Here is a 12308-nt window from a genome sequence, read left to right on the forward strand (position 1 = left end):
ATCTTCGTGAGACAGCACTGGCGGCAGGCTGGATAGCGATGATGGGAACGTCATTGCTGGCAGGTCCCGCTTTCGCTCAAGCGCCGTCGAGCGACCTGACGGCGCGGATGAAAGATGCCGGTCAATGGCCGATGGCCGCGCGCGATTACGCCAACACGCGCTACAGCGAACTCGACCAGATCAACACGTCCAACGCATCGCAGCTTCAGGTCGCGTGGACTTTTTCGGTCGGTGCCGATCGCGGACAAGAAGCGGCGCCGATCATTGTCGACGGCAACATGTATGTCGTCGGCCCTTATGACGGCCCCTATCCCAACCGGGTGTTTGCGCTCGATGCCACCACAGGCGAATTGAAATGGTCCTATGCTCCACGCCCGGAGCCTGCGGCGAAAGGCGTGGCGTGTTGCGACGTCGTCAATCGCGGGCTGGCTTTCGACAATGGCAAGATATTCCTGAATACGCTCGATAATCACACGGTCGCAATCGATGCCAAGACCGGCAAGGAGCTTTGGCACACCAAATTGGGCGAGATCAACCGCGGCGAGACCATCACGATGGCGCCGATCGTCGTGAAGGGAAAGGTGCTGGTCGGCAACAGTGGCGGCGAACTCGGGGTTCGCGGCTGGCTCACCGCCCTCGATGAGGATACCGGGGCTATCAAATGGCGGGCGCATTCGACCGGACCTGATAGCGAAGTCCTTATCGGCGACGACTTCAAGCCCATTTACGACAGTCTCAAGGGCAAGGATCTTGGTGTCACAAGCTGGCCCGCCGATCGGTGGCAGGTAGGCGGCGGCACGGTATGGGGCTGGATCTCCTATGATCCCGAGCTGAACCTGATTTACTACGGTACTGCCAATCCAAGCCCCTGGAATGCCAACCAGCGCAGTGGCGACAATCTCTGGACCGCGGCGATTTTCGCGCGCGATCCCGATACCGGCCACGCGAAATGGGCCTATCAGATCAACCCGCACGACCTTTTCGATCATGACGAGGTCAATGAAAATGTCCTGGTCGATCTCGAGATCAACGGCACCACGCGCAAGGTCCTGATCCACCCCGGACGCAATGGCTACATGTACGTGATCGATCGTGCTACCGGCGAGGTAATCTCGGCCGACGCTTACGACCACGTGAATTCATACAAGGGGGTCGACCTGAAGACCGGCAGGATCATTCCGAACGGCGAAAAGACCCCGATCCTCGGTCAAACCATCAATGATATCTGTCCCGCTGCTCCCGGCGCCAAGGATTGGCAACCATCCGCCTGGTCGCCGCGTACCCGCCTGTTATATGTGCCGCACCAGCATCTCTGCATGGATTTCAAGTCGAGCGAGGTCGGCTATATCGCCGGCACGCCGTTTATTGGCGCTTCTGTCGACATGTACGCCGGGCCCGGTGGTTATCGCGGCGAGTTCATGGCATGGGACCCCGTCGCGAAGAAGAAGGTCTGGGAGATCCATGAGAAGCTTCCGGTATGGACAGGCACGCTGGTCACCGCGGGGGACGTGACGTTTTACGGCACGATGGATCGTCTGTTCAAAGCTGTCGACGCCAGAAGCGGCAATGTGTTGTGGCAATTCCGCGCCGGCTCCGGTTTTATCGGACAGCCTGTAACCTATCGCGGCTCCGATGGTCAGCAATATGTGGCGATCCTGTCGGGCGTTGGCGGATGGCCCGGCGTGGTTGCGAACGCTGAAGTCGATCCGCGCGTGCGCAATGCAGCGCTGGGATTCACCGGCGCCACGCAGGACCTCCCGTTCTATACCGCCGGAGGCAGCGAGCTTCTGGTGTTCAAGCTCGGTCCGGCCGCTTCAAAGGACAACAGTAATGCGCAGCCTCGTTAGCGCGGTCTTTCTTGTTGCGATGGCCGCCTCGGCTGCCGCCGAGCCAGGTACGCTGCGGGTTTGCGCAGATCCAAACAATCTGCCGTTCTCGAACCGCGCGGGAGAAGGCTTTGAGAACAAGCTCGCCGAGATGGTGGCGCAGAAATTTGGCAAGGCCGTCGCCTACACCTGGTGGGCGCAGCGCCGCGGTTTCATCCGGCATACGCTGAAGGCGGGCGACTGCGACCTGGTGATGGGCGTGCCGGCGCATTATGATCTCGTGGAAACCACCCGGCCCTACTATCGTTCGACCTACGTCTTCGTCAGCCAGACCGCGCGCCGTCTTCAGCTCGACGCCATCGACGACCCGCAGCTGCGCAGCCTCACCATCGGTGTCCATCTGATTGGCGATGACGGCAACAACACCCCGCCGGCACATGCCCTCGGACAGCAGGGGATCATCGATAACGTTCGTGGCTTCATGATTTACGGCGACTATCGCGAACCCGATCCGCCGGCTCGAATGATCGAGGCGGTGGAGCGTGGCGAGATCGACATCGCCGCGGCCTGGGGACCGCTGGCGGGCTTTGCTGCGAAAAAGTCAGGGATCCCGCTGACAGTTACTCCCATCGTGGCGGGCGAGCGATTCGCGCCGCAGCAGTTTCAATTCGACATTGCGATGGGCGTGCGCAAGGGCGATCACGCGCTGCGGGATCAATTGAACGATTTTATCGCTCAGAATAGCGCGGAGATCACCGCTTTGCTGGCAAGCTATGGCGTTCCGCTCGTGGAAAAGCGGTTCTCTTCCGTAGCGGGAGAGCGTCGATGAACGGACGATCCGCCGCAGCCGACTTTGTACTTTTGATCTTCGCAGCCGGTCTGTTCGCGATCCCGGCAACCGGCCAGCAGAGCCTGCCCCGATCACAGCAGGCCCAGCAACCCGGCGTCGCCGTCCGTCCCGATTTCGGCGAGACCATGGGCAATGTCCAATCAAGCGTGTTCATGCAAGTGCCGGTCAGCCGGCTCGCGCCCGGCGCATCGCCGAGCCGCCCGGTAATCAAGAATCCGGCCCAGGGCGATCAGCAGGCAATCAACCGCGGCATGCAATATTTCATCAACTTCAACTGCAATGGATGTCACGCCGACAATGGTGGCGGCGGCATGGGGCCGTCGCTCAGCAATAACATCTTCATTTACGGCCCCGAGCCCGAAAACATCTATCTCTCGATCTATCAGGGACGGCCGAACGGAATGCCGGCGTGGGGTGCCGTGCTTCCTGATGCCGTGATCTGGGACATCGTGACCTATATCGGAAAAATCAGCAATGAGCCGAGCCGGCAATGGGGGCGCACCTTCTCGCAATCGCCGCTCTCGCCGGATGTGGAGCAGCTTCCATCACAGCAGGCCACGACGTCAGATCCTTGGTCCGCTACCAGGAAGTTCAGCTCCGGTCAGAAGCCTTAAGAGATGGGCAGGAGACGCAACGGAGAGGCAGTCACCGTGGCGCTGGCGCTCGTCCTAGCCTGCTTCTTCCTTGCCGGCTGTGATGCGAAATCGGAAGATGGTCCCGCGAACTTTTCCGGCGATCCCAAGCGCGGGGTGGTTTTGATCAAACAATATGGCTGCGGCGGGTGCCATTTGATTCCCGGCATCGTCGATGCAACCGGCAACGTTGGTCCTCCCCTGCTGCACATTGGCACCCGTACCTACATCGCAGGCTTCTTCAGCAATTCGCCTGAAAACATGGCGCAATGGATCCAGGATCCGCAAAAGGCCCTGCCCGGAAATGCGATGCCGCGAATGGGTGTCACGCCGCAGGATTCGCGCGACATCACCGCATTCCTCTACACCCTGAAATGAAGCGGCAAAACTCCTGATTCTTTTAGGAACGTCCACGGATGTTTCATGTTTCCGATCTCGGGCATCCAGCCCCTAGGAGGAAACACATATGAAATCATTAGCTGTAGCGACAGCCATGCTGCTAGTTACCACAGGCCTTGCAGCGGCACAGTCAAGTGGCTCATCCGGCACTTCGAGCGGGGCCGCCGCGAACAGCGGCCAGTGCTGGGATGTGAGCACGAACCAGGTGCGATCGAATACCGGCGGGTCGACCAACACCGCATCGAGTACCGGCACCGGTGGGTCGAGCAACAGCATGGGATCCAGCTCAACAACTGGCTCCGCCACGCCGGGCACTACCGGATCTTCGAGTACCGGTTCGTCGGGAAGCGGCTCCGCCAGCATGCGTCCGGCCGGCATGCCGAACTGCTGAAATGACCTTGGTCAAATTAGGCGGCTTGAAGCGCCTGATTTGACCGGGACTGCTATGAAGGCTCAAAGGAGATTTACATGAGGGATGATCTTGAAAACAGGTCGCTGGCTGGTGCCGGAAATCGCAGCGGAATGGGAACGGGTGCAATAGCCGCCATTATCGCTGCGATCATCGTCGTCGCGCTGCTGGCGCTATGGCACCCGTGGACCAGCAGCGAAACCGCGAGCAGTTCGACCGGCCAAACGGTCGGCAGCTCGAGTACGCCGAATAACCCGGCTCGTACGGCAACAACGCCAGGAACGCCCGGCGGGCCGACGACCGGCGCCGCAAAATGACCAACTAAACTCCGGCCGCAGAATTTCCAAACTGCCGAACTCCCCTTGTCATTTCGGCAAAAACGCCGCCGTCACGTTGGGAGGGACCTAAGCGGCGGCGTTCAAAATGCCGATGGTACGTCCGCATCGGCCTGTGGCCCGCAAACGACGAACTTAGTGGTTTGGTTCCAGCGCGGCGAAGACGGAGCGAATCGTCGCTCACCCGCGCTAAGGCCACCGGGCGCCGAATGCACAGGCTCCACTTCAACAGCGTTGCCGCAGCTATCTTGCTGGCCGAACCAGGTTGGAACCTTCGACGTCACGCAACATTGATGGACGGGACGGGCATTTTCCAAAGGGCCGACAGGAGAAATCATGGCGAAACGAGCAAAGAAGCGAACATCCGCTGCGCGCCGCACCAGCAGACCACAGAAGAAGCTGAGCGATCTCTTCCATGAAGCGCTCAAGGACATCTACTTCGCGGAGAACAAGATCATCAAGACACTGCCGAAGATGGCCAAAGCAGCGCAGTCGAAGGAGTTGTCTGCGGCTTTCAACAAGCACCTCCGGGAAACCCAGGGTCAGGTCAAGCGCCTCGACCGCGTCTTCCGCATCATCGGCAAGCCGGCGCGTGGAAAGACCTGCGACGCGATCAACGGCATCGCCGATGAGGGCGCGGAGATCATGAAGGAGTTTCGCGGGATGCCGGCCCTGGATGCCGGGCTCGTCGCCGCTGCGCAAGCGGTCGAGCATTACGAAATCTCCCGCTACGGCACCCTTCGGACCTGGGCCGAACAACTCGGCATGTCCGATGCGGCAGGTCTGCTGCAGGAGACGCTGGATGAGGAGGAGGCAACCGACAAGACGCTGACCGAGCTTGCGACCTCCGTGATCAATCTGGAGGCCGAGCAAGAGGAAACGGAAGACGCCTGATCCGGCCCAAATGTCCGATCCAAACAGCGCTCCTGCAGAGTCGCCATGAACTTGTGAGGCCGCGCCGCGTCGCGGCCTTACAAACAGATGCCAGGAACGAACGCGTTCGGCTGATGTTCAACGAGAACGACAGTTTTTTCAAGCAGCGGAGGTCACGATGAAGGCACTCGTTTGGCATGGCACCACGGACATCCGCTGTGAGAGCGTACCCGATCCCCGGATCGAGCAAGAGCGGGACGCCATCATCAAGGTAACCAGTTGCGCGATTTGCGGCTCGGACCTCCACCTCTACGACCACTTCATGCCCGGAATGAAATCCGGGGACGTGATGGGCCATGAAACCATGGGCGAGGTGGTAGAGGTTGGTCCGGCGGCAAGGAAATCGCTCAAGGTGGGCGATCGGGTGGTGATACCATTCACCATTATCTGCGGCGAATGCGAACAATGCAGGCGTGGGAACTTTTCCGTTTGCGAAACGACGAACCGCAACAAGGATCTTGCAGACAAGGCGTTCGGACACACGACTGCGGGGTTGTTCGGCTATACACATCTGACCGGCGGCTATCCCGGCGGCCAGGCGGAATATCTGCGCGTCCCGTTTGCCGACACCACGCACATCAAGGTGCCGGACGGTATTCCCGACGAAAAGCTGCTGTTCTTGTCCGATATATTCCCGACTGGGTGGCAAGCTGCGGTTCAATGCGACATCCAACCGACCGACACTGTCGCCATCTGGGGCTGCGGGCCTGTCGGGCAAATGACGATCAGAAGCGCTGTGCTGCTCGGCGCCAAACAGGTCATCGCGATCGATCGTCTTCCCGAGCGCCTCTCGATGGCCAAGGCAGGCGGCGCGATCACGATCAACTTTGAAGAAGAAAGTGTCGTGGAGAGACTGAACGAGCTCACGGGCGGCAAGGGTCCGGAAAAATGCATCGATGCCGTAGGCCTGGAAGCTCATGCGACTGGTTCGGTGGATTCGATGTACGACCGCGCCAAGCAGGCCATGATGCTGGAAACCGATCGTCCGCACGTGCTTCGCGAGATGATGTATGTCTGCCGTCCGGCCGGCGTTCTCTCGATTCCCGGCGTCTATGGCGGCCTGTTGGACAAAATCCCGCTGGGAGCCGTCATGAACAAGGGACTGACCATCCGCACCGGTCAGACCCATGTGAACCGGTGGACTGACGACCTGCTCAATCGGATACTGGAAAACCAGATCGACCCGTCGTTCGTGATCACCCATACCGAGCCGCTCGAAAGCGGGCCTGAGATGTACAAGACGTTCCGTGACAAGCAGGACGGCTGCATCAAGGTGGTGTTGAAGCCCGGGATGAATGGAGGCCTCCATGCATGATGTCGTTCGGAGAACAGCCCTCCCCGGGCGCTCGCAATCATCGCATGACAGACTGGCCAGGGGCCTCGGGTACTTCTCCATTGCGCTTGGGGTTGCCGAGCTGATCGCGCCGCGGGCCATCTGCAGGGCGGCCGGCTTAAAAGATCTCGAGCCGGTCATTCGAGGCTATGGCGCGCGCGAAATCGCAACCGGCGTTGCCATCCTCGGCAGTCACGATCCAGAACCCTGGATGTGGACCAGGGTAGCTGGCGACATCGCCGATATCGCAACCGTCGCGGCCGGCGTTCGGCAGGACAACGAGAGCAAGGGCAGAAACGCACTTGCGGTCGCGACACTGGCGGCCGTGACGTTGGTCGATCTGGCCTGTGCCAGCGGATTGCAATCCGGAAAAGGCAGCCGGAAGACTGCTACGAGGGATTACAGCGTTCGCAGCGGGTTTCCGCTCGGCCTGAAAGCCGCAAGAGGAGCAGCTCGGGACTTTAAGGTTCCCGACGATATGAGGACGCCGGAATTGCTGCGGCCGTGGACGGTTGCAAACGGCGGCCGCTAGACTTGGCTTGGAAGTCCCGACGCGCTGCTGATCAGGGAGGCGTAGGAACGACTTGGAAGGATGCATGTTGGAGGGGCCAGCGGGAGCCCATTCGATGCAGTCCCGCGATGCCGCCCAGCTATCGAGGAAATGCATGAACCAAATTCCGCTTCCCGACAGCGCACGCGCTGAGCACCCTGAAGCCGACGAGGTCCGCGACGACAAGACGCGCCAGATAGCACCTGACGTCGCCTATCGCCAGATTGCCATCGTGAATGTCATTTTCTTTGGACCACCTGGCGCCGGAGACGGCCAATGGGTGCTGATCGACGCCGGCGTTACTGGATCCGCATCTGCGATACGCTCCGCAGCACAGGCGAGATTTGGGCAGACCGGCCGCCCGTCTGCGATTATTCTCACGCACGGGCATTTTGATCATGTCGGCTCGCTCGAGACGCTCGCAGCCGAATGGGATGTGCCTGTCTATGCCCACAGGCTGGAGCATCCATATCTTGACGGGACCACCTCCTATCCTCCGGCTGACCCCGGTGTCGGCGGCGGACTGATGGCTCTGCTCTCCCCGTTCTATCCGACAAGTCCGATCGACGTGAGCCCGCGGCTACAGGCACTGCCCGATGATCATTCCATCCCGGGAATGCCGGGCTGGCATTGGCTGCATACACCGGGACATTCTCCCGGCCACGTTTCGCTTTGGCGGAACGCCGACCGCCTGTTGATTGCGGGCGACGCCTTTGTCACTACGAAGCAGGAGTCGGTTTACGCCGCGGTGACGCAGGCTCCCGAGATGCACGGCCCGCCGATGTACTTCACTCCGGATTGGCCGAGCGCCAGGCAATCCGTGTTGAACCTGGCGGCACTCGGACCGGAAACCGTGGTGACCGGCCATGGTCAGGCCATGCAAGGCGCCGGGATGAGATCAGCGCTCACGCAGCTCGCCGAACGCTTTGAGGATATAGCGGTACCAAAACACGGCCGCTATGCGCTGTAACTGGCGCCGGTGGCTCATCATATGCGGATTGGCAGACGTGAGACCGGCGCGAGTGGTTTCCCGCGGCTTACTTCATCCGTCCTGATAGCCCGCCAAGGAACGGCTAGCGGCTCTTGTTAAGCGGAGTATTGGGAGTCCGCGCGCTATCCGCCGCGGTGTCATTGCTGGGTGCGGTCGGCGCCTGAACGGGCATTTCATTCGGCCGCGTGTAGGCGCTCCCCGTAGTAGTGCCACCTCCGTTGGTTCCTGCCATTGACCAAAGCATCAGGACAACGGCAAAGCAGACCACGGCGATGGGGATGATGATCGCGTAAGATACATTCCTTTTCATGTCGGGTTATCCTTTGCCGCTCAATGCAAAGGATCGGCGATCGTTCCCCGGACTCAATTCCTCCGACGAGAGCTTGCAAAAAGAAATGACCGTTGGAAGGCTGCAATGACTTCCAACAGCGCTCCTCGACGCCAGGCCCGTCCCCCTCGCCCAGTCCCTGATGGGCTCGCGTCCGGTTGATCAGCTTCGGTGGCGGGGATCGTGAGAATGATGCTTGTCCCGTGCGCCTCCGCCCCCGGACACCTTGGATGATCGGCTGTTCGTTGGGCTGCCCGGTTCGGGAGAGCGGACCTTCTCCCTGTTTTTTTCCGGATGGGAGCGGTCTTGGCTTGATGAGCCGGGACCACCGAACCGTTCAGCCTCCGGATTTTTGCGTGGCATCGCTATCGATCCTGCTGGTAACCTTGGTTGTGAGTGTTTTGATAGATATTCCCTTGACGGCCCTGTTCGCGCAGGTTGCGGTCTTCCGTCGACCGATCATCGTCCTTGTCAACTTCGGGATCGGATCCAGGACCTTTCGGGCTACGCTGTTCCGGGGGTACGGGTGGGAGTTTGCTCATTGAAGCCTCCTTGTGCCTAATCAACGGTCGAAGTCGAAGGCCGTTCCTGCCGATGAGAGGTTATGCTTTTCGATCAGATTGAGTCCAAGCTCCAGTATTGCTTGCGAGCAGCGCGCGAACCCGCTGGTCGATCTTTCAGGAACCATGCCCAATGCAGTTTGTTCTAGCGTTTTCGGAGGACCAGTCGGTGAGGTTTAAACAGTTTGCAGCCCTCCCTTATCGAGTGCGCGATGATGATCTTGAGATTTTGTTGATCACGACCAGAAAGAAACGTCGCTGGTCGGTACCCAAGGGATGGCCGATCAGACGCAGTACGCCTCAGCAGACCGCGGTCATCGAAGCGTACGAGGAAGCTGGCGTGCGGGGAGACATCGGCGAAGCGGAAATCGGTCGCTTCCGGAAGCGCAGGCAAAGGAAGAACCAGCAGGTGGTATGCGAAGTCCAAATCTTTCCGCTCGAGGTAACACGCCAGCAGAACCACTGGCCGGAGAAGCAGGAGAGGAGCCGAATGTGGGTTGCTCCCCGCAAGGCGGCCAAGCTCGTGAAGAAATCCGGATTGAGGCGCGCGATCAAGAATTTTGGAGATCAGGACTAAATCTGCCATTCCGCCGCTACCTCATCAGGAGACAGCGACATGGGCGCGCCAGCTGGTCCAACAACGTCGATCCGATCCCGATCTGAGATTCGATCACAGCCTCGCTAACCGCGTCCTTTGTTGCTGTCGTGATCTTCGAGCTGCTCTGTTTGAACCCACTTGGTGTCTTGGCCGCGATCGCGGGCTTTGTCTCGGTTCGAGAGCACCGTGTTCTCTCCAACCAATTCGTCCTGTAGGTCGGTCATGCCGCCCGTCCCCGTACCCTTTCCCTGACCTTTGGTAGCCGGTCCAAGATGCTTGCCATCTTCACGTGCCATGGTGTTCATCCTTACTGCTTCTGGGGCTTGTGGCCGGTCTGGCCTGGGTGGTTGTGCTTGTTGTGCTGGCTCTCCTGGTTGAGGCCGCCGCGACTGACGGCGAATTCCGATTGTCTTGCGTCCTCATGCCGCGGCAGTTTTGCGGATCCCTCTGCACGCGCATTATCCTGTTCGAGCTGTCGCGCGTCGGGCAGATCCGGCTTCCTTTCCAGCATGCGAAGCTGCTGCTCATGGGTTTTCCGCCCCTGCGGCGATCCAGTCCGTGAACCGCTGGCGCGGTCTTTTCTGGGCGGAGCCCGTCGGCGGTTGCGCACGTCGGCCTTGTCGACGCCACCCTGCGCATTGGTGTCGTTTTCGATGTCCAATTCGAATGTATTGACGCCTTCGAAGTCCTCGAGCTCTTCCGGTGTCACCTGCGCCATCGTGGCACCCTTTGATCCGCCGATCAGAGGATTGCGGTAGAGATCGGCGTCACTCGGCTTGTTCAGCTTGACGTGCTTTCTTGCCATGGTCCTTCCTCGATGTTCGGCGCCCTTCCCCGAATAACGCTCCTCGAACCCCAAGGTTCTTCGGAACCGAGAACATCGCATTTCGGTCGATCGAGCTTTGCGGACGCAAAAGCGGGCTCGCGAGAGCCCGCTGAGGACAGGATATCTCTTCGAAAGTCGCACGGCCGCTGCAGCCTACGCGCAATTTGCGTTCTAACGTGCTTACCAGCTATCCGGTGGGGCTCTGGTTCGGGTCTTTCGTTTCCGGCAACATTCCCGTACCTGGCGTCTTGCCTGGATCTGTTAGTTTGGGATCGGCATGTGGTCCGGCGCCCGGCAAATCCTCGCCGCGACGCGGAGGTTCAGGCTCTCTCTTGCCATTCATGTTCGCCCGACGCCCAACGGGCTCGACGGATCGCGACGGCGAGCCACCTTCCTTCCGGCGCACGGCTACAAGTTGCTCGTCAGGGCTGAAGTCCATCGCATAGTCCATATCCAGAGTGCCGGCGTTCCAACGCTGCGCCAAGGCAGCGCTGGACAATTCGAATGACTTCTCAGGGCCTGGTTCTTCAGTGCCGGGCCGGTAGCTCAGCAGGATAATCCTGTCCCGCGAGTCTGACGCGTTATCTTCCAGCTTTCTTCGAGCCCGCCGCAGTTCGGCACAATATTTCAACCGGAGGAACGTCTGGTTGCCGAACAGAAGATCGTTCTTTCGTTCCAAGGCCGCCTCCAACGAGTTCGGCGGGGCACCGTCGCGGGCGTAGAGATCGAGGACATAGAGCAGGAGATCCCCTTCCATAGCGCTATCCAGGACGGGATCGAACGGCGCATTCAAGGACAACCCGCCGTCACCGAGAAGGCGACCGCCGAGTTCCACAGGGGCGAACTCCGGCAGGAATCCGCAACTCGCCATCAAATGATCGACCTCAATTCGCGTCTTCGATGAATCGAAGATCACGGGTTCGCCGGTTTCGATATCCGTGGTGGCAACCGATATCCGGATCTCTCCGCTGTTGAGCCGATCGAAGTCAATGAGATACTCAATTCGCTCGCGCATCGGACTGAGATCGTAAAGACTGCGGAATACGAATGGATCCATCGACGGCATGCGTGGATGAAAGTGGCCGCGGCTGCCTATGAGCCGAGTGCCCAGCGCACCGATCCAACCATACAGATGCCGCCAGGGGACGGGTCGATGATTCTCCGGTGGCGGAAAATTCCAGAAGGCGCGAAGGCGCTCGATTCGCCTTTCGCTGCGATTGCCGGCGATCAAGGCTGCCGTAACCGCTCCGGCGGAGGAGCCGGCGACCCAGTGCAACGGCGTGGATCGTCTGGAGAACGCCTGATAGGCGCCGGCATGGTAAGCGGCCAATCCGAGGCCGCCGGCAAAAACCATGGCGACTGTAGCGGGAGATTTTTCCATCGGTCACTGGTAGCCCGGCCGCGATGTTCGACGGCCGCCCCGGGGCAGGGGTCGATGACGCAACCCTTCGGCGCGTGTTTTCGTTCCGCCAGTCGGCCCCGGGGAAAACAAGGCACTTTCCAAGGTGAGATAATTGAACGGCGGGGGCTCGACCAATCCTTCGCACAGTCCGGAAATTGTAGTGTGAAGCACGTGGCACATCGCCATCACCAATGGTCGCGTTATCGACCCGCGCCTGTGCGGCGCTTGACCTGGTCCTCGAGCGTTTGGCCCAACTCCGCAAAATCGACCGGCTTGATGCATCTCGGCGCACCGGCATAGGCCTCGGGTCAAGTTCGCTGCCATACCCCGAAGCAA

General features: G+C 60.1%; 15 protein-coding genes. 10 read left to right on the plus strand and 5 right to left on the minus strand.

The window, feature by feature from the left end; genetic code table 11:
• The first annotated feature begins 38 nt into the window (after window positions 1–38).
• From ACVWVY_RS32440 to ACVWVY_RS32455, 4 genes are read left to right on the plus strand one after another with little or no spacing between them, the layout of a single operon-like run.
• Window positions 39–1847, plus strand: a complete 1809-nt coding sequence (locus ACVWVY_RS32440; protein ID WP_456632365.1) for a methanol/ethanol family PQQ-dependent dehydrogenase — start codon at window positions 39–41, stop codon at window positions 1845–1847.
• Entirely contained in the window at window positions 1831–2655 is an 825-nt protein-coding gene (locus tag ACVWVY_RS32445; protein ID WP_456630198.1) for a substrate-binding domain-containing protein, read from the plus strand. The genes ACVWVY_RS32440 and ACVWVY_RS32445 overlap by 17 nt, the downstream gene beginning before the upstream one ends.
• Entirely contained in the window at window positions 2652–3290 is a 639-nt protein-coding gene (locus ACVWVY_RS32450; RefSeq protein WP_456630199.1) for a c-type cytochrome, read from the plus strand. The genes ACVWVY_RS32445 and ACVWVY_RS32450 overlap by 4 nt, the downstream gene beginning before the upstream one ends.
• Before the next feature lie 36 nt (window positions 3291–3326).
• Window positions 3327–3686, plus strand: coding sequence for a c-type cytochrome (locus ACVWVY_RS32455; RefSeq protein WP_456630200.1), 360 nt, complete (start codon window positions 3327–3329; stop codon window positions 3684–3686).
• A 72-nt stretch (window positions 3687–3758) separates the two neighbouring features.
• On the opposite strand, the gene ACVWVY_RS32460 is transcribed toward ACVWVY_RS32455, so the two are convergent.
• Window positions 3759–4085 carry a hypothetical protein gene (locus ACVWVY_RS32460; RefSeq protein ID WP_456630201.1) on the minus strand — a complete coding sequence of 109 codons (327 nt, stop codon included), beginning with the start codon at window positions 4083–4085 and terminating at the stop codon, window positions 3759–3761.
• Between the two features lie 90 nt (window positions 4086–4175).
• On the opposite strand from ACVWVY_RS32460, the gene ACVWVY_RS32465 reads away from it, so the two are divergent.
• From ACVWVY_RS32465 to ACVWVY_RS32485, 5 genes are all read left to right on the plus strand, one after another.
• Complete coding sequence (locus ACVWVY_RS32465) at window positions 4176–4433, plus strand: hypothetical protein (RefSeq protein WP_456630202.1); 258 nt, start codon at window positions 4176–4178, stop codon at window positions 4431–4433.
• Window positions 4434–4787: 354 nt separating this feature from the next.
• Window positions 4788–5345 carry a YciE/YciF ferroxidase family protein gene (locus ACVWVY_RS32470; RefSeq protein WP_456630203.1) on the plus strand — a complete coding sequence of 186 codons (558 nt, stop codon included), beginning with the start codon at window positions 4788–4790 and terminating at the stop codon, window positions 5343–5345.
• A gap of 157 nt (window positions 5346–5502) precedes the next feature.
• Window positions 5503–6699, plus strand: a complete 1197-nt coding sequence (locus ACVWVY_RS32475) for a zinc-dependent alcohol dehydrogenase (RefSeq protein WP_456630204.1) — start codon at window positions 5503–5505, stop codon at window positions 6697–6699.
• A complete protein-coding gene (locus tag ACVWVY_RS32480) occupies window positions 6692–7249 on the plus strand; it encodes a cyclase dehydrase (RefSeq protein WP_456630205.1) in 558 nt (185 codons plus the stop codon). The genes ACVWVY_RS32475 and ACVWVY_RS32480 overlap by 8 nt, the downstream gene beginning before the upstream one ends.
• A 133-nt stretch (window positions 7250–7382) precedes the next feature.
• Window positions 7383–8237, plus strand: a complete 855-nt coding sequence (locus ACVWVY_RS32485) for an MBL fold metallo-hydrolase (RefSeq protein WP_456630206.1) — start codon at window positions 7383–7385, stop codon at window positions 8235–8237.
• Between the two features lie 714 nt (window positions 8238–8951).
• On the opposite strand, the gene ACVWVY_RS32490 is transcribed toward ACVWVY_RS32485, so the two are convergent.
• A complete protein-coding gene (locus ACVWVY_RS32490; protein WP_456630207.1) occupies window positions 8952–9128 on the minus strand; it encodes a hypothetical protein in 177 nt (58 codons plus the stop codon).
• 151 nt (window positions 9129–9279) lie between these two features.
• Between ACVWVY_RS32490 and ACVWVY_RS32495 the strand changes: the two genes are divergently transcribed.
• Window positions 9280–9723 carry an NUDIX hydrolase gene (locus tag ACVWVY_RS32495; RefSeq protein ID WP_456630208.1) on the plus strand — a complete coding sequence of 148 codons (444 nt, stop codon included), beginning with the start codon at window positions 9280–9282 and terminating at the stop codon, window positions 9721–9723.
• A 104-nt stretch (window positions 9724–9827) separates the two neighbouring features.
• Here ACVWVY_RS32495 and ACVWVY_RS32500 read toward each other — a convergent pair whose 3' ends face one another.
• From ACVWVY_RS32500 to ACVWVY_RS32510, 3 genes are all read right to left on the minus strand, one after another.
• Complete coding sequence (locus ACVWVY_RS32500; RefSeq protein WP_456630209.1) at window positions 9828–10040, minus strand: hypothetical protein; 213 nt, start codon at window positions 10038–10040, stop codon at window positions 9828–9830.
• A gap of 11 nt (window positions 10041–10051) precedes the next feature.
• Window positions 10052–10549: a hypothetical protein gene (locus ACVWVY_RS32505; RefSeq protein WP_456630210.1), complete on the minus strand. Its 498-nt coding sequence runs from the start codon at window positions 10547–10549 to the stop codon at window positions 10052–10054.
• 208 nt (window positions 10550–10757) lie between these two features.
• Window positions 10758–11951, minus strand: coding sequence for a patatin-like phospholipase family protein (locus ACVWVY_RS32510; protein ID WP_456630211.1), 1194 nt, complete (start codon window positions 11949–11951; stop codon window positions 10758–10760).
• Window positions 11952–12308 lie beyond the last annotated feature (357 nt).

This window comes from Bradyrhizobium sp. URHC0002 (genome assembly GCF_054059515.1).

Bases quoted from the DNA above. Each gene is read 5' to 3' on its own strand.
- ACVWVY_RS32440 (WP_456632365.1), top strand. From the start codon at position 39: ATGATGGGAACGTCATTGCTGGCAGGTCCCGCTTTCGCTCAAGCGCCG.
- ACVWVY_RS32480 (WP_456630205.1), top strand. From the start codon at position 6,692: ATGCATGATGTCGTTCGGAGAACAGCCCTCCCCGGGCGCTCGCAATCA.
- ACVWVY_RS32495 (WP_456630208.1), top strand. From the start codon at position 9,280: ATGCAGTTTGTTCTAGCGTTTTCGGAGGACCAGTCGGTGAGGTTTAAA.
- ACVWVY_RS32490 (WP_456630207.1), bottom strand. From the start codon at position 9,128: ATGAGCAAACTCCCACCCGTACCCCCGGAACAGCGTAGCCCGAAAGGT.
- ACVWVY_RS32485 (WP_456630206.1), top strand. From the start codon at position 7,383: ATGAACCAAATTCCGCTTCCCGACAGCGCACGCGCTGAGCACCCTGAA.
- ACVWVY_RS32505 (WP_456630210.1), bottom strand. From the start codon at position 10,549: ATGGCAAGAAAGCACGTCAAGCTGAACAAGCCGAGTGACGCCGATCTC.
- ACVWVY_RS32465 (WP_456630202.1), top strand. From the start codon at position 4,176: ATGAGGGATGATCTTGAAAACAGGTCGCTGGCTGGTGCCGGAAATCGC.
- ACVWVY_RS32450 (WP_456630199.1), top strand. From the start codon at position 2,652: ATGAACGGACGATCCGCCGCAGCCGACTTTGTACTTTTGATCTTCGCA.
- ACVWVY_RS32510 (WP_456630211.1), bottom strand. From the start codon at position 11,951: ATGGAAAAATCTCCCGCTACAGTCGCCATGGTTTTTGCCGGCGGCCTC.
- ACVWVY_RS32475 (WP_456630204.1), top strand. From the start codon at position 5,503: ATGAAGGCACTCGTTTGGCATGGCACCACGGACATCCGCTGTGAGAGC.
- ACVWVY_RS32500 (WP_456630209.1), bottom strand. From the start codon at position 10,040: ATGGCACGTGAAGATGGCAAGCATCTTGGACCGGCTACCAAAGGTCAG.
- ACVWVY_RS32460 (WP_456630201.1), bottom strand. From the start codon at position 4,085: ATGCCGGCCGGACGCATGCTGGCGGAGCCGCTTCCCGACGAACCGGTA.
- ACVWVY_RS32470 (WP_456630203.1), top strand. From the start codon at position 4,788: ATGGCGAAACGAGCAAAGAAGCGAACATCCGCTGCGCGCCGCACCAGC.
- ACVWVY_RS32445 (WP_456630198.1), top strand. From the start codon at position 1,831: ATGCGCAGCCTCGTTAGCGCGGTCTTTCTTGTTGCGATGGCCGCCTCG.